This is a genomic window from Streptomyces sp. NBC_00322, assembly GCF_036147535.1.
Classification (GTDB): domain Bacteria; phylum Actinomycetota; class Actinomycetes; order Streptomycetales; family Streptomycetaceae; genus Streptomyces.
In genome coordinates, this window is sequence record NZ_CP108019.1 from 2053178 (window position 1) to 2068741 (window position 15564).

The following is a 15564-nucleotide window of genomic DNA, read 5'->3' on the forward strand; positions in this document are numbered from 1 at the left end:
GGCTTGCCACGCAGGCTCCCGCCCGGCATGAGGCTGGCGGAAGCGAGGACGCCGTCGCGCGGTACACCAGGCTCGGCGGGTTCGGCGAAGGCCGCTGCGGCCAGTGGGCCGGCACTGCGCCGTCACGATCAGTCAGTCAACACCGAGTCGCGTGTCGCCGGGCTCGCAGTGATGGCACACGGACGGCGTCAGGCTCGTCGGTGCCGTGGGCAACGGCGTGCCCAGGTGTCCTGCGTGGCGGGACAGGTAGTTCCCCGGTGCCCCGCCATCTTCCCCTGGCAGCAGGCTGCGTGTGTCAGGAGCCGATCGGGCGCCGCCCTGACACCTCCGGCTCACCCTCCGTGCAGAGGGGAGGCGTCGGTTCCGCCTGCCCTTCACCTCGGTAATGGAGAAGCATGTGAAATCCCGTGCCCACGCTGCGGCGGGCGTCCTCGCATTCACGTTGATCACGCTGTTCGCCACGGCATCAGTCGTTGTCGAGATGCTCGGCGACCAGGACGCTGTGGCTCTGGCCAAGACCATCAACCTCCAAGTATTGCCCGCCTTTGTGGGCAGCATGGCCGTCGCCGTGATCACAGGGCACTCTCTGGCCACTTCGCGCCAGCAGTTGTCCAAGGCACAGCGTCGCGCGGCGCTGGTCTGGCGCAAGTGGCGGCGTACGGCTGCCGCTGCGGCGTTCGGGCTCGCGCTCGCCCCGTGCGCCCTGATCCTGCGGTCGCTCGCTGCTATCCGCGACTTCGGCACCATGTTTGTTGTGGTTCAAGCCGTCGAACTACTCGTCAGTGCCGTGATCATCACCATTCTGGGACTCAACGTCCGTGATGGCAGGCTGCTCTCCGCGACCCGACGAAGCAGAACAGGCAGCATCAGCAACCACCCAGCCGGGCATCGCCGGTGAGTATCGTGCGTCAGCGCCAGCCGCGCAGGTGCCCTTGTCGGCGTGTCAAGCGGCGGGGCTGGCTCTAGGCTCGTGCCGCTCCCTCCTCAAGCAGCGTGCATTTTGTTCTCGCACCTCCGGAAATGAGAGCCAAGGGGCGGTCCAGTCCGGCCTGTCCGCTGCGGGATACGGCACGCCGGTACTGCTGTTCTCGTCGATGGTGAGCGGTCGGCCAAGAGGCGGCGCGGCGCGCGGCCCGGCCGGCCCCCGGCACCACCGCCGATGCGAAGGCGTGGCGGGACTCCGGCCTGGCCCAGCAGTGTGAAGGCGTCACCGTCCTGGGCGACGGCGCGTACATCAACACCGGACTCGTCGTCCCGCACCGCAAAAGCCCCGGCCGGCCACTCCTGGCCGGCGAGGAAGAAGACAACACCGAGTACCGCAGGGTCCGTGCCCGCGTCGAGTACGCCTTCGCCCGCATGAAGCACTACAAGATCCTGCGCGACTGCCGACAGCGCGGAAGCGGTCTCCACCACGCGGTCCAGGCCGTGGTCCACATTCACAACCTCGCCCTCGCCGCATGAACACAACCACCCCAGAGACAGCCCTGACACGCCCAAACACAGCCTTCTGCAACACGCTTTAGGGCTGGGAGCCGGATCGTGAGTGATCACACGAGGTCATGTCCTGCGCCTGACGTGGCCGACTGAGCGTCTCCCACGAGCGGGAGCTGGCCCGTTGTCGGCCACGTACCACCTGCAGACGCAGGCGGAGAAGGGCCCCGGAGTCACAACGTGCCAAGTGCCTCCTCCCCTCGGGCGGGCGTAGTTGATGGGTCGTCGAGTGCCGTCTCGCAGAGGAATAGGTAACCGGCTGCGTGTTTCTACTAAGGCTGCTTTCCCTCGCAGCCGTCTACGTTCGGGGAGTCGGTCGACGCGAGCGGTATCGGGGGACTGAGTACCTGTTTCCGATGCGCCCCTGACGCTGAGGGCGGAAGGGGAGGTAGGGCCTCAAAGAGGCTGCAAGGGCCAGCGCGACAGTGAGCTTCGAGGCCTTGTGGACCATCCGGCCCTATCATTCAGGCGAAAATGCCCATCCTTTCCTTCGAACCAAAGGGTGGTTCTACTTCTTGCCGCTTCCTGTAAGCGGTTCGCCTATTCAGGTGCCAGCCCACGGCTATCGCGCGACTACTCATGGTTTGCGGTCGACGGGAGTCTCGGGTTGCTCAAGAAGTCCAGGCGATGGGATAGGGCAGCGCTGACACTGTGCGCGGTTCTGGCACTTGCAGTCGGTCTATCCTCGCCCGATCAGACGTCACAACAATTGTGGGGCCTGACCGCCGCGTTGGGGTACGCCTGCGCGACTGTGGCTGCGACAAAGTCGTCTATACCTTGGGGGCGTTGGCCCGCAGTCATAGCGGTTATTGGCTCAGCTGTCGTGCCGTTGCTCTGGCTGATCGCGATCGGCCGGGCACAGATGGAGGTGGGGGTCGTCGAGCGCGGCGCGCAGTTGCTGCTCTCCTCCGGAAGTCCGTACCAGCCGAACCCGCATGCGGTGCCTGACTTCAACCCCTATCTGCCGGGCATGTCACTCTTTGGAATACCGCATGCCCTGTTTGGCGACTCCGTGTTCACTAGCGCCCGGGTCTGGTCCCTACTGGGCTTCCTCGCGGCTGTGATCGCAGCCGTGCGGGTGTCGGCGAAGTCCGGGGCTGGCGTTCCGGCGAACTGTGCCAGGGTGACGGGCGTGCTGTGGCTGATCGCCTGCCCAGTCGTCGCACTACCGCTGGCCATCGGCGGGGTGGACCCCCCGGTCGTCGCACTGATCTGCCTGACCCTGGCCTACTCGCAGCGCGGGCACGCGGGACGCGCGGGCCTGGTTTTGGGGGTGGCGGCTGCACTGAAGGGAACCGCCTGGCCCGCACTGCCCGTGGTGATTGCAGTCCTCGCGGTGCGTCACGGCCGTCGTGCCGCACTCAGGTGCGCTGCGGCAGCTTCGGGCATCGCCGTTCTCGCGGTCCTCCCTGCGCTACTGAGAGACAGCGGAGCATTTTACGAGAACGCAATCCTTTACCCTTTCGGGCTTAGCGACACAAAATCCTCCGCGGAGAGCCCTCTGCTCGGGCACCTGATCGTGTCCGTCGTTCCGAACGGCGAGGCCGTCACTATGGCACTCATCCTGTTGAGCGCCGTGGGCCTGGGGATGTCGCTGCTGGTGCGCCCACCCCGCAACACGGTGGCTGCTGCCAACCGGCTGGCGCTCGGACTAGGACTTATCATCATGCTGTCCCCAGCTACCCGGGTTGGCTATGCCATCTATCCCCTCATACTTCTCACCTGGCCCCGATTCGCCGTAGGGCTGTCGCGCGGCACGCGGCCTTGCCTCCGGGACCACCCTGAACGGACCACCGTCTCAGGCTGACGGGTGCCAGCCCGTTGCGGCGCCTTGGCCCTGACGCACTGCCACAGAGGAATTGGAACCAGGCCGGACCGGACTCAGTACCTGCATCCGAGCAGGTAATGACATGTTTCGGGACTTGGGGTTTCCTTGCCGAGGTTGCGTTGCGGGCTCAGGCAGCCCAGGTGAGGTCGGCGGCGGAGACTGCCGGGGGCCTTCTTCTTCTGGGTGATGCGGGGGGTCATGAGGGTAGTGGCGCCCAGGTGATGAGGGCTTCACTGTGCTGTACGAGTCGTTCGTAGTCGCGTGCGTGGCGGCGGGCGTGCATGAGCCAGGCCAACGTCCGTTCGACGACCCATCTACGGGGCAGGACGACGAAGACCTCCAAGTCGCCGCCCGTGGCGGCGATGAACTCGGCTCCGAGTAGGGCGCCCATGCCGGGCAGGCTGCGGATCACATCAGCGTGCGCATGCTCGTGAAACCGGTCCTCAATGAGTGCGTCGAGCTCGGCGATCTCCTCATCGAGGGCCATCACCCCCTTCGCGATCCGGGCCACCATCGCGGCAGCCAGCTTCTCTCGGCAGTGCAGTGTGCTGAGAGTGGGCCGCCTCGACGACGGTCTCGGCGAGCGTGGCGGCGTTCTTGACCTTGCGGTTCTTCAGCCAGGTCCCGATCCGTTGGCCCCGCTTCGGCGGATCGCAGCAGGTGTCTGATATGCGGTCAGCAGGATGACCGGGCCCTTCTTGCTCAAGTTCAGTGCCAGCTCCAACGCCGGAAATATCTCCAGGCGTTGAGCTCGAAATGCCGGCCTGGGTCGCCGCCTTGCCCGCCTGTTCGGCGGCCTGGGGGGCCTTCCTTACGCCCACGGCCGCGGCCCGGGCGCCCTCGGAGGCCTTCCGTACGTTCGCCACCTCGCCTGCGCAGAGCGCCGCCGCGGCGGCGGCGCTCTGCGCGCGGGAGGCGTTCGCGGCCTGGGCGGCGCTGATGGCCTGCTGCGCCGCAGCCGCGGCTCCCTTTGCGGCGTCGGCCACCCGGCGGGCGGCGCTCGCGGCCTTCAGCGAGTCCTTGCCGGCCTTCCTGGTCTCATCGGCCGCTTCGAGCGCTAGCTGCTTGGCGAGCTTCGACGCCGCCACGGCACGCTCGGACGCTTCCTTGGCCACGCGTGTCTGGGCCTCAGCGGCCTTGCCCGCCGCCTGTGCCTGGGCCACCAGCTGGGCGACGCTCGCGCGCTCACGGTCCCGGGCCAGGGTCTTCGTCGGCAGGGACTTCCTGATCACGGTCCGCCACGGCGCGGCCCCTGACCTGTCCGCGGTCCGCCACCGCATGGAGAAGACCCCGGAACTGCTGGCGCTGGGCCCGGAGGCGGTGCTGTACGCGATCCTGGACGCGGTGGTCGACGGCTATGCCCCGGTGGTGGCGGGCGTGCAGAACGACATCGACGAGATCGAGACCGAAGTCTTCGGCGGCGACCCGGCGTGTCGCGCCGCATCTACGAACTCTCCCGCGAAATGGTCGAGTTCCAGCGCGCCACCCGCCCCCTCGTCGGCATGCTGCACGCCCTCATGGCGGGCTTCGCGAAATACGGCACGGACGAGGAACTCCAGCGCTACCTCCGCGACGTCGCCGACCACGTGACCCACACGAGCGAGCGCGTGGACGGCTTCCGCCAGGCGCTGGCAGACATCCTCACCGTGAACGCGACGCTGGTGACACAGCAGCAGAACGACGAGATGCGCGCGATGGCCGAGGCGGGCATCGAGCAGAACGAAGAGATCAAGAAGATCTCGTCGTGGGCGGCGATTCTCTTTGCTCCGACGCTCGTCGGAACTATCTATGGCATGAACTTTGAGCACATGCCTGAGTTGAGTTGGCGGTTCGTTTACCCCTTCGCGATCGGCCTGATGGGGGTGGTTTGCGCAAGTTTGTACGTAATTTTCAAGCGGCGGGACTGGCTGTAGGATCCTGCACTCGCTCCTGAAGCTACTCGCACTGTTTGCTCTCGCACCTGCCGAAAACAGAGCCACAACAGGCTCTGGGGAGCCCCTGGGGAGAAATGATGCGGGTGATCTCCTCACCCTGCTTTTGACGGACCCCTGACCAGGCCTTTTGGGTACCGGCGAATGCTGGGGAGAATCCGGGGAGAAGCGAACGGCAGCCCACGCCTCGCGCTTCCCGCAACGAGCTCGCCTGGATCCCTGTTCGGCGCTACCCACGCGATGTCTCCGACCCTATGGCACATCACCGACAGTGAAATCCACGCGCGCCCCTGCTCTGAGCGATGAGCGTGTTCACGGCGCTGGGGCACTGATCCGGACCTGGTCTCTCCAACTACCCCGTCACACGCCGGTCAAATTGCAGCCACCGCACCCAAGTCGAAGCCCGCGACGGAGGCTACGGCGCACACCCGCGTGTCTGCGGCCGCGGTCATCCGAGCGGCCAAGCCGCCCATGCTGTGGCCGACAAGCGCCGCCCTGTCCGGGGCCAGCCGGTGCTGGGCCGCCGTTTCGGGTTCGCGCAGCGCGCGGGGGGCACCGTAGGCCGGGTCAAAGCCCGCATCCCCCGCCGCCCTCGGCGTTGCCGACCCAGAAGGCGTCCATGGGCTGCGGTGTGGCGGCGGCGATGAGTTGCCGGGCCGTTCGGTGCGCCTTATCCGCGGGCTCGTCGACGTTACCCAGGGAGTAGTTGGCGACCGCTCCTTCGTAGATCAGCAGCAGTTGGTCCACGAGGGGGCCGGGTTCGGGCGCGCCAGTCACCTCGGCGAGTTCGAGCATCCGGTCGCGCAGCGCTCGCTTGTGCTGGGTGATCACGGTGCGGCCAGGGTTTTCCGGCTTGGCCAGTTCAAAGTGGGCGTTGATGAACGCACTACTGCGGAAGCCGCCCGAAGGCGAATGCGCCCATGCGCGGAGCGCGTCGAAGACGGCCAGCAGCCGGGCGCGCGGGTCTCGGCCAGCCGCCTCGATGCATTCGTCGAGGGTGAGCCGCCAGCGCACCTGGCGCCCATCGAGGTAGGCGAGGAATGCTGCGTTGTCCAAGGTGTACTCCTTGCGAGGTTCAAGCGGGAGTCGCTGCATGCGGCCTGGAGTTAGCTCATTGAGCTGAAGTCGGATGAAAATCGGCTGGAGTCGGCGGTCTGCCGTAGCGTCGTCAGGTCCACGGCCGGGGCGGACCGCGTGCCGCGAAGGTCGCGGGCTGCGCGACCTGTTCGTAGCGCGACCTCGTCGGTGCGTGGGAGTGGCCGGGCGTGGGCGGCTTCAGGCCGTGCCTGATCGCGTGCCCGGCGTTGATGCCGTAGGCCACGTCCTTCGTGACCAGGAGTGCGAAACGGAGGAGAGCGCACATGAGCAGCGATTCCTTCCCAGACGATGGGTGCCGGGGTGGGCGGTGCTTCCGTCACTCGGTGCAGTCGCATCTCGCGCGCACACCACCCCCTCCAGAGCTAAGGGGTATAATCTACTTTCTCTGATTACCGTAGCCATGAAGTAAGGCTTGAAGATGCTTCTTTCCGATTACACATTGGGGGCGAACGTAGCCACCGACCTCGTCAACACCTCAGCCGCGGTACGCATCAGCACCGGCGAGGTCCTCACCGACCCGGCCGCCCTGGCGCAGTTCCTCCGCGAGCACGACCTCCACCTCGACGCCACACCCCAGGATGGCCAACCGACCGAGGACGACCTTGTCGAGGTGCACACCCTCCGCCAGGAGATCCGCGCCCTGCTGGAGGCCACCACCGAGGATGAGGTCGCCGACGGCGCGAACACGCTTGTCAGGCGGGCGGCCATCGGCCCAGCCCTGCTCCGGGACGCCGACGGCCGCTGGCAGTGGCACGTCACCACCGCGCCGCGCTCCTCCGTCGCGGACGAACTCGGCGTCCTCGTGGGCACCGCACTGCTCGGCGTCCTGCACACCCTCAGCCATGACCGCTTCCGGCATTGTGCCTCTCCGGTGTGCGACGGCATGTTCGTCGATACCAGCAAGGCTGGCCGCCGCCGCTACTGCATGCCCGGCCTGTGCGGCAACCGCCTCAACGTCGCCAACCACCGCGCCCGTCAGCAGGGGGGCGGTGAGGGATCGACCGCCGGACGCCGGACACCCAAGCGCTGAGCTGCCGGCCAGCCGCCTCCCAAGCGGCGGTGCCTTGCGACTCCTGTCCTTTCACAGGCAGCGAAAACTCGGACGATTTTCAGAGAAAGTACCTGGGGCTACCCGCACGCTGAAGGGGCTAGGGCATTGACGAATTGGCAGTTGAACGAGAGCTTCCGCAGCACGTCCGGTACGGTCCGCTGGGACCGGCAGGGGCCGGAGAGCGGGGAGTCCGTCGTACTGCTGCACGGCACGCCCTTCTCATCGTTCGTCTGGCGGGAAATAGCCCAGGCGCTCGCGCAGCAGTACCAGGTATTCGTGTGGGACATGCCGGGCTACGGCTCCTCCGAGAAGTACCAGGGGCAGGACGTCTCACTGGCCGCGCAGGGCGAGGTATTCGCCCAACTGCTGGAGCACTGGCAGCTGTCGGCCCCTTGCGTGATCGCGCACGACTTCGGCGGCGCCGTCGCCCTGAGGGCTCACCTGCTGCACAAGGCCGCCTACCGCGGGCTGGCCCTCGTCGACCCCGTCGCCCTGGCCCCGTGGGGTTCTCCGTTCTTCCGTTTGGTGGGACAGAACACCGAAGTATTCGAACAGCTTCCGCCCCCTCTGCATCGTGCACTGGTACGTGAATACGTCAGCTCGGCGAGTTTCCCGGGACTACGTTCCGATGTGGCCGAACAATTGATTGCACCCTGGTCGGACGAAGGCGGCCAGGCGGCTTTCTACCGGCAGATCGCGCAAGCTGATCAGCGATACACCGACGAAATCCAGACGCTGTACCCGCAGATCAACCTTCCGGTCACGGTGTGCTGGGGCGCGGAAGACATCTGGATTCCCGTGGCCAAAGCTCATGAACTGGCCTCGGCCATTCCCGAAGCGCGGCTCACCGTGATCCCGGACGCCGGACATCTCGTACCTGTGGACGCCCCCGCCACGCTGACCTCCGCTCTGCTGACCTTCCTTCGTGCTCTTCCGTAGAGCCTGTTTCATGACGCGAATCTCGTGACGCTTGTTCCGTGATGTCCGGGGGCTGGTGGCGCCACGGCTCACCGTGAGGTGGTGACGGGATCACCACCCCACAGCCGCCCTTCCCTCGTTCCGGGCTGGCTTCCGGTCCGCGAGCGGTGGTCCGGTCACCTCACGAACCCGCCGTGGTGTGCCCGGTACACCTCGCTGGAAGCGGCCGCCGCGGCAACTCTGGTGTGCGGGCGTAGAAATCCCGTACAACAGGAGGCGCTGCGATGGCCGACGACACATCCCTCAAGAAGCTCGCGCACCTTACGCGCATCACGCCCCCTCCCCTCGTTGGGTCCGAGGACATCGTCACCGAACTCTGCGCCGCTCTGTTCGCGGGGTTCCGCCGCTACGACCAGCGCGTCCGGGCGCGGCAGTACATGGACGGACTGCTCCGTGCCGAAGGGCGCAAGTCGATCGCGAACATCGCGGCCGCGGTCGGCGTGCCCGGCGACGAGCAGCGCCTGCACCACTTCGTCAGCAGTTCCCCCTGGGCCGTGAACCCGGTGCGCAAGGCGCTGGCAGCCTTTCTGGAGGAAGACGACTTACCCTCGGCCTGGGTGGCCCTGCCGGTGTCCATCCCCAAGGCCGGTGAGCACACCGTGGGTGTGTCCCGGCACTTCTCGCCCGACAGCGGACAGCTGGTGAACGGCCAGCGTGCGTACAGCATGTGGTACGCCTCGGAGCGGGTGGTCGCACCGGTCAGCTGGCGCCTCAACCTGCACAACGCCTGGCTCCGGGACAACCGGCGAAGGACCGAGGCGGAGGACCCCGACGAACTCAGCGCCGCCACCCCTGAGGACTGCGTCACGGGTCTCCTCGACGACGTCCGCCGGTGGGGGAACTCCACGCGTCTGGTCATGATGGATGCCCGAGGAGCCGACGAACAGCGGCATCTGGCCGGGCTGTTCGAGCGGGAATCCCCTGTCGCCGTACGGATCAGCGGGCAGACGCTGCTCACACTCGGCGACCAGGGCCGGGGAGGGGGCCACGGCGAGCACCTGGCTCCGGCACGCACCGTGCTCGACCCCGCGCGTCGGCTGCGCAGCGTACTGCGCCGCAAGGAACGTCATGAACCGGCAGGGGAACTCCCGCTGGCCACGGCGACGGCAGGTGTACGCCTCCCCGCCTCCGGCGAAGCGGAGCGCTCCGCCCGCGGTCGGCTCGGCCACCTCACCCTCCTGGGGGTGTGGCACGACCTCCGCCGTCCCCCGGCCGAGTTGTGGCTCACCAACATTGACCAACCATCAGCAGTCTCCCTGCTGCGTATGACACAGCTGATCCATACGGTCAGCAGCGGCTGGCGGACCCGGGGCGAGACCATCGGGCTGCGGGACTACGAAGGCCGCTCCTTCCAGGGCTGGCACCGCCACATGACGCTGGGGTCCTGTGCCTACGCCATGTTGGCGCTGCGATCGGCCGGCCCGGCAAATGGCTCCGGCCTGTCCGCCTGAGCGGGGCCGCCGTCACGTTTCTGCCGCAACACGTCATGTGTCCGGTGCAGCCGAAGTGCCACCTGGACCTCAAGCGCTCGTTCCGGCTTCAGCCAGTCGGCGCCGAGCAGTTCGGTGATCCGCTCCAGCCGACGGGACACGGTGTTGGGGTGGACGTGCAGGGCCTCCGCAGCGTACGTCGGGCTGCCGCCAGCGGCGAAGTACTCGTCGAGCGTCCTGGTGAGTTCGGTCGTCCGCTGTGCGTCGTAGTCAAGGATCGGCCCGATCGTGGCACTGATGAAACTCGCGGCATCGTGGTTGTCGGACAACAGCACACCGAGAAAGCCCAGGTCCTCGGGGGAGGCATGGGCGCCGACGTTGTCGAGTGACACCAGCGCGTCAAGGCATCGCAGGGCCTCTTGATGGGCCTGCTGGATCAGATCGGGGCTGGAGACCGGACCGGCCGCGCCGACTGTCACAGGGTGCCCGAGCAACGGGGTGAGTTCAGCGGACACGGCCCCGGCCGAGGCGCTGGAGTCGGCAGCGGGCAACAGCAGTGCTATACACCCGTTCTGGATGCTCCTGAGCCCGTCCATCCGCCGGGCGTACGCGGCCGCCCAGCTTGCCGCCCTGCCCTGCGCTCCGCCTTCCGGACGGATGACCACGACCACATGGGGACGTTCGAGATCGATGCTCAGCCGGCGGGCGCGCTGAATGAACTGCTTGGCGGGACGGTGCGGAGCCACCAGCAGGTCCTCGAACAACTCGTCGCGAAACGGGCTCGCCGCGGCCGCTTCGCCGCGCTGCACCTGGAGCAGCACCGCGATGGACTGGGCAGCCAGCCGCAGGAGCGGTTCGCCGACGTCGTCCAGCGGCTCGTGCGGGTGCAGCAGCAGGACGGCGAGCTCCTCGTTCCCCGCCGTGACCGGCACGACCCAGGTGCCCGTGCCGAAGGCGATCGGCATGCGTCGCGCGGAGGCGGTTCGGCATGCGCCCAGCACCTCGGCATCGTCGGCGGCGGGTATCGTTCCGCTGCCCGAGAGCGGGCGGTGCTCCATGTCCCGTACCAGCACCGCGCCCCGAAGCGCCTCCGCCACCTCGGAGACGAGGGCGTTCAGGCTGCCGCCGGCGAGCGCGTGGTCCACCAGCCTGATGTGCAGTTCCGACAGCCTACGGAATCCGATCAGCTGTGACTCCGCCCATGAGGAGCCAGACTTCAGGCTGGCGACATCGGCGTGGCTGCGTTCCAGCGTGCGCGTCTTCTCGATGGCTACGGCGGCCATGTCCCCCAGCGAGCTCATCAAGGAGACATCGCCGATGGTGAAGTGCCGCACGTTCCGGTCCGCGGCGTACAGCACACCGAAGACGTCCTCGCCGAACTTCAGCGGGGTCGCGATGATCGCTCGCAGCCCCTCCGCGCGTACCACCTCGTCCAGCACCCCGGTGTGGCGCACCCGCTCGTCCGACAGGTAGTCAGGAGTCCATATCGGCACGGACTTCTTGATGGCCTCGTCACCGAGACCGTAGGAGTTCGGGACGCGGAATCCCACGGTGAGCGCCGACGCATGGCCATCCGCAGTGCGCACGAAGCTGTCCCCGGCGTCGCGGAAGCTGATGTAGGACATGTCCAGACCGAGCAGCGTCCGGGTGCGCCGGGTGATGGTCTCCAGCAGGGCGTCCAGGTCGTACGGAAGGGTCAGGTCGCGGGCAGTGTCCACCAGCGCGGACAGCTCTGCCTCACGTTGCTGGCGGCGGGAGAACAGGGTGTGAACCTGTAAAGCCATGCGCTCCGCCCGTTCCAACTGCGGTATGACGCCGGCGCCCGCACCGCCCGCACGGGCACGCCGGAGCAGTTCTTCGATCTCTGTCGGCGGAGCCTCTGCGGCGAGCAGTTCGAGGATGTCGAGCATTTCACTCATACCTGAGTATTCGGCCGAATTCATCTATTCCTTGCCTTCCCCGTAGGGCGAACGCGAGCTTCGCTCATACCCGTTGGCCACCCATCGTGCACTCGTGCAACCTCCCCAAACATTCACCGATGTTGCCAAATGTGATTGACATCACAAGCAATGGGAGGTGTCCGCGCCACCATTCGCGCGGCCCGGCTTGTCACCGGATCACCTTCCGGGACGGCCACGAGCCGAGAAGAGTAGGAGTCAGAAATTCAGTGCTCGGCCTAGTCCCGGAGGTTCAATGTCCGACGTGCGAAGTCACCTCAAGTCACTGGAGCGCAGCAACCGGTCCATGACAAACCCGGACCGTCCCCGCACGTTCTCCATGGTGAACCGCGAGTGGGATCTGCTGGACGAGGTATTCGCACCGACCTACTCACCGTCGACCGGCATTGCGCTCGAATTTCTCGGGCTCACCGGAACCAACTCGCTGACCCCGTCGTCATCCCTGCTGGAGATCGGCTGCGGCGCCGGAGTGATTGCCATTCAGGCTGCGCTTGCCGGTTGTACGACCGTTGCGGCGGACATCAATGAAAATGCCGTGGAAAACACCCGGCTGAACGCCCAGCGGCACGGTGTCTCCGACCGCGTCACAGCGCTGCACAGCGATGTGTTCGACGCGCTCGACGACGGAGCCCGGTTCGACCGGATCTTCTGGAGCTCCAATTACGTACTGGCTCCCGCGGACTACACCTACAGGTCGGTTCATGAACGCGCGTACGTGGACGCCGGATACCGCACGCACCGCAGATATCTCGAGGAAGCAGTACACCACCGGACCGACACCGGGTCAGTGCTGCTGCATTTCTGCGAACGCGGAGACATCGCCGGCCTGGAGAGGATCGCCGAGGAGTGCGGCCGCGAACTGCGGGTCCTGCGGCGCCGCACGGTCCTCGAAGGACAAGACCTGATCGAGCACACCCTGCTCGAAGTCCTCCCGGGGCCGCTCGCCGAGGCCGAGCGAGGGAGCCGTACCAGCGAACGGATCGCCGCCTCGGGCGCCCGGCGCGGTGCGCGCCGCGACAGGGCGGGAGCGGCGCCGGACAGGAACCGGGCCGGTGCACGCCTGACGGTCACGCACCCCCACGCTCTGCGGCCCTGAGGGAGGACCGAACCTACCGATGCGTACGCTGCTGGTCGACAATCACGACTCGTTCACCTACAACCTGTTCGACTATCTGGCCCAAATTTCCGGTCATGAGCCGACTGTCGTCCGGAATGACGACGCGCACTGGCGCACCCGCCATCTTGCGGATTTCGATCGGGTGGTCATCTCACCAGGAGCGGGAAATCCCGCACGCCCGGCGGACTTTGGAATCTGTCAGGACATCATCCGTTCCACGAAGGTCCCGCTGCTCGGCGTGTGTCTCGGCCATCAGGGAATTGCCCTGGCGAGCGGGGGCCATGTGACCTTGGCGCCCGAACCGTGCCATGGCCGTATCTCGCCCGTGCTGCACACGGGAACGGGCATTTTCACGGGCCTCCCGTCCCCCTTCGAAGCCGTTCGATACCACTCCCTGGCCGTCACCCGTCTTCCTGATGAACTGGAAGCGACAGCTTGGACCTACGACGGCGTCGTGATGGGAATACGGCACCGGAACCGTCCGCTGCACGGCGTGCAATTCCATCCGGAGTCGATCGGCACGGAATACGGCATGCAACTCCTCAGGAATTTCTTGGAGTTGCGCCAAGAGAACGCCGCCGTGGGCGTCCGACGCCCGGGCCGATTCTCCGCGGCAGGCCGTCGGTCATCCCGGGAAAAGCTCTGCGCCCATGCGACAACGACCTGCGGAGCAGCGTCGGTTGAAGGTCTGTGTGGAACGGTTGCGCACCCGCTGGAGTGATGAGATCGCCTTCGAGCGCCTGTACGGAGCGGGCTCGCACTCCTTCTGGCTCGACAGCAGCAGGACCGACGGCGTCCTCGGCCGCTTCTCCCTCATGGGTGACGCCTCCGGTCCCCTCGCCCGCGTCGCCACGGCGGACGTGTTGAGCAGCAGGTCCAGGTCAGGTCGCGCACAGGTACGGAGATCGTCACCGGCGAGTTCCTGGACTGGCTCGACGCGGACCTGCGCGGCACGGCCACTCAGGTACCGGAACTGCCCTTCGACTTCGCGCTCGGCTGGGTCGGCTATCTGGGGTACGAGTTGAAGCCTGCGCCCGGAGGGGGCCTGACACACCGCTCGGAGGAGCCGGATGCGGCGATGATTTTCGCCGACCGTGCCGTGGTCTTCGACCACCGGGAAGGAATGACGTATCTCCTCGCCCTTGCAGACGAAGGCACGGGCCTTGCCGGGCAGGAGGTAGCGGTCGAAGACACGGCGCGGTCCTGGCTGACCCGGACAGCGAGCCGGCTCGACGCCCTGGCGGGCTTGGTGCCGAACCCCGATCCCGCCCCGCCGGCCGTCGGTACGCGGGTGGAGCTGCGGCACGACCGTCAGGCGTATCTGAACCTCATCGACTCCTGCGGGCTCTCGGACGCGGAGGCCGAGTTCGAGGAGACGGCCGTCAAGGCGGAGCCACTGCTCGCGCTGACCGGAGGCGCCTTCCCAGGGCGCAAGCCGGCCACGGCGGTCTCCAGGAGCACGCCCGGGCGCTGAACGGATGGGCGAAGGGCTGGAAAAGGGGCGCTCGCCGGCCGTGTGCTGGAAGGTCAGCACACAGCCGGCGAGCCCCCCTCAGCCGTGCGTGCGGCGCCATGTGTCCCGTACCGAGTCGGCGAGGTCCAGGCAATCGCGTACGCTCCCCCGGAGCTCCGAGCGAGCCAGCTCCACGGCGGTCCGGTCGACGCTGACATCCTGGAGCCGCAGGCCCGTCAACAGCTCGTCCGAAGCCCTGGACTCCCCCGAAAGCGTGTCACCCCGCAGTCGGCCCAGCCGAGCCACAGCGTCAAGCGCGGGCTGTGACATCGCGTGGACGGTGCTCCAGGCCACCAGTTCCTCGACCTGACGGACCGTCGTCGCGGGATCCGGCGCGTCGGCTCCGGGCCAGACCAGGCGCTGCGGGCGGGCCCCGGCGGCCCGCAGCTTCCGCCAGCGGCCGGAGCCGAGCCCTTCCTCGTAAAGGTGGTAGGCCGCTCGGGCGAGGGCTAGCGCCGACCGGCCGCGCAGCGGCGCGGCAACGGCGGGCTCCGTCCCGTTCAGGCACAGGTCCACCGCTGCTTCCATCCGGGCGGCCTCGAAGGAGGCCACCGAGGCAACGGCGGTGACGGCACGTCCGGCGGTGAGCGCCCGTTCCAGGCCCTCGAAGTACGCCTCGATCACTTCTCCGTAGCACCGCACCGAATAGATGTGACGGGCGTTCACACCAATTCCCTCGGCCACGCAGTCGCTGATCACCGTCATGCCCGTGGGAGTGCTGGGCACGGCAATCAGCAGATTGGGCCGGTTTACGGCGAGTGCGACGGCGCGCGCCTCGGCGACCGAGGCGCGGGCATCGTCGGCGAACCGGGGATCCAGCTCCGCGCACACCCAGCCATCGGCGCCCTGTGTCGCCGTGAAGCTCGGCCGCAGCACGTCGCAGGCCCAGCGGGCATCGTAGAAAAGCAGTGCCCGCACGGCTTCGTCCGCGGTGACGCCCTGGGTGCCGAGCATGTCGATCTGCTCCCGGTACGCGGTGCCGTCGCGCACTTCGCGCCCCAGCTCGCGCAGGGACAGTACGGCTCCGGTGACATGTGCATCTGTCATCCGCTGGCTCAGGGTTCCGTCCGCGAGAGACCGGCGGCTCGCACCGTCCAGCCAGACGGACACTCCCTCATTGACCAGATCCGTCAGCATGGTGCTCCTACGAGGCGTCTCTTCTTCTCGCA

The 15564-nt window shown here is 67.3% G+C and carries 12 protein-coding genes and 4 pseudogenes; 10 read left to right on the forward strand and 6 right to left on the reverse strand.

The window, feature by feature from the left end; all coding sequences use genetic code 11:
- Positions 1–385: 385 nt before the first annotated feature.
- The 3 genes and pseudogenes from OG905_RS09315 to OG905_RS09330 all read left to right on the forward strand — a co-directional run bounded on the left by OG905_RS09315 (position 386) and on the right by OG905_RS09330 (position 3298).
- Entirely contained in the window at positions 386–898 is a 513-nt protein-coding gene (locus OG905_RS09315; RefSeq protein ID WP_328667257.1) for a hypothetical protein, read from the forward strand.
- 230 nt (positions 899–1128) lie between these two features.
- Positions 1129–1461, forward strand: a pseudogene (locus OG905_RS09325) (transposase family protein); the annotation flags it as partial.
- Positions 1462–2314: 853 nt separating this feature from the next.
- Entirely contained in the window at positions 2315–3298 is a 984-nt protein-coding gene (locus tag OG905_RS09330) for a glycosyltransferase family 87 protein (protein ID WP_328667258.1), read from the forward strand.
- A gap of 217 nt (positions 3299–3515) precedes the next feature.
- Here OG905_RS09330 and OG905_RS39130 read toward each other — a convergent pair.
- Positions 3516–3653: pseudogene (locus tag OG905_RS39130) on the reverse strand (IS5-like element IS4811 family transposase); the annotation flags it as partial.
- A gap of 139 nt (positions 3654–3792) precedes the next feature.
- A complete protein-coding gene (locus OG905_RS09340) occupies positions 3793–4551 on the reverse strand; it encodes a hypothetical protein (RefSeq protein WP_328682849.1) in 759 nt (252 codons plus the stop codon).
- Between OG905_RS09340 and OG905_RS09345 the strand changes: the two are divergent.
- A pseudogene (locus OG905_RS09345) lies at positions 4523–5232 on the forward strand (magnesium and cobalt transport protein CorA); the annotation flags it as partial. The gene OG905_RS09340 and the pseudogene OG905_RS09345 overlap by 29 nt on opposite strands.
- A gap of 585 nt (positions 5233–5817) precedes the next feature.
- Here OG905_RS09345 and OG905_RS09350 read toward each other — a convergent pair.
- Together OG905_RS09350 and OG905_RS09355 are read right to left on the reverse strand one after the other, a co-directional pair.
- Positions 5818–6306, reverse strand: a complete 489-nt coding sequence (locus OG905_RS09350; protein ID WP_328667259.1) for a TetR family transcriptional regulator — start codon at positions 6304–6306, stop codon at positions 5818–5820.
- Positions 6307–6418: 112 nt separating this feature from the next.
- On the reverse strand, positions 6419–6613 hold the full coding sequence (locus OG905_RS09355; protein WP_328667260.1) for a hypothetical protein: 195 nt from the start codon (positions 6611–6613) through the stop codon (positions 6419–6421).
- 153 nt (positions 6614–6766) lie between these two features.
- On the opposite strand from OG905_RS09355, the gene OG905_RS09360 reads away from it, so the two are divergent.
- The 3 genes from OG905_RS09360 to OG905_RS09370 all read left to right on the forward strand — a co-directional run bounded on the left by OG905_RS09360 (position 6767) and on the right by OG905_RS09370 (position 9828).
- Positions 6767–7378 (forward strand): CGNR zinc finger domain-containing protein, encoded by a 612-nt coding sequence (locus OG905_RS09360; protein WP_328667261.1) that lies wholly within the window; start codon positions 6767–6769, stop codon positions 7376–7378.
- 126 nt (positions 7379–7504) lie between these two features.
- Positions 7505–8338, forward strand: a complete 834-nt coding sequence (locus OG905_RS09365) for an alpha/beta fold hydrolase (RefSeq protein ID WP_328667262.1) — start codon at positions 7505–7507, stop codon at positions 8336–8338.
- Positions 8339–8601: 263 nt separating this feature from the next.
- Positions 8602–9828: an IS701 family transposase gene (locus OG905_RS09370; protein ID WP_328667263.1), complete on the forward strand. Its 1227-nt coding sequence runs from the start codon at positions 8602–8604 to the stop codon at positions 9826–9828.
- Here OG905_RS09370 and OG905_RS09375 read toward each other — a convergent pair.
- The gene (locus OG905_RS09375; RefSeq protein ID WP_328667264.1) at positions 9768–11726 is read right to left on the reverse strand and encodes a helix-turn-helix domain-containing protein; all 1959 of its coding nucleotides are present in this window, start codon (positions 11724–11726) and stop codon (positions 9768–9770) included. The genes OG905_RS09370 and OG905_RS09375 overlap by 61 nt on opposite strands.
- 325 nt (positions 11727–12051) lie before the next feature.
- Between OG905_RS09375 and OG905_RS09380 the strand changes: the two genes are divergently transcribed.
- The 3 genes and pseudogenes from OG905_RS09380 to OG905_RS09390 all read left to right on the forward strand — a co-directional run.
- Positions 12052–12861, forward strand: a complete 810-nt coding sequence (locus OG905_RS09380; protein WP_328667265.1) for a methyltransferase domain-containing protein — start codon at positions 12052–12054, stop codon at positions 12859–12861.
- A gap of 19 nt (positions 12862–12880) precedes the next feature.
- Positions 12881–13603, forward strand: coding sequence for an anthranilate synthase component II (locus OG905_RS09385; RefSeq protein ID WP_328667266.1), 723 nt, complete (start codon positions 12881–12883; stop codon positions 13601–13603).
- Between the two features lie 159 nt (positions 13604–13762).
- A pseudogene (locus OG905_RS09390) lies at positions 13763–14356 on the forward strand (hypothetical protein); the annotation flags it as partial.
- Between the two features lie 78 nt (positions 14357–14434).
- On the opposite strand, the gene OG905_RS09395 reads toward OG905_RS09390, so the two are convergent.
- Positions 14435–15532 (reverse strand): transaldolase family protein, encoded by a 1098-nt coding sequence (locus OG905_RS09395; RefSeq protein ID WP_328667267.1) that lies wholly within the window; start codon positions 15530–15532, stop codon positions 14435–14437.
- Between the last annotated feature and the right edge of the window lie 32 nt (positions 15533–15564).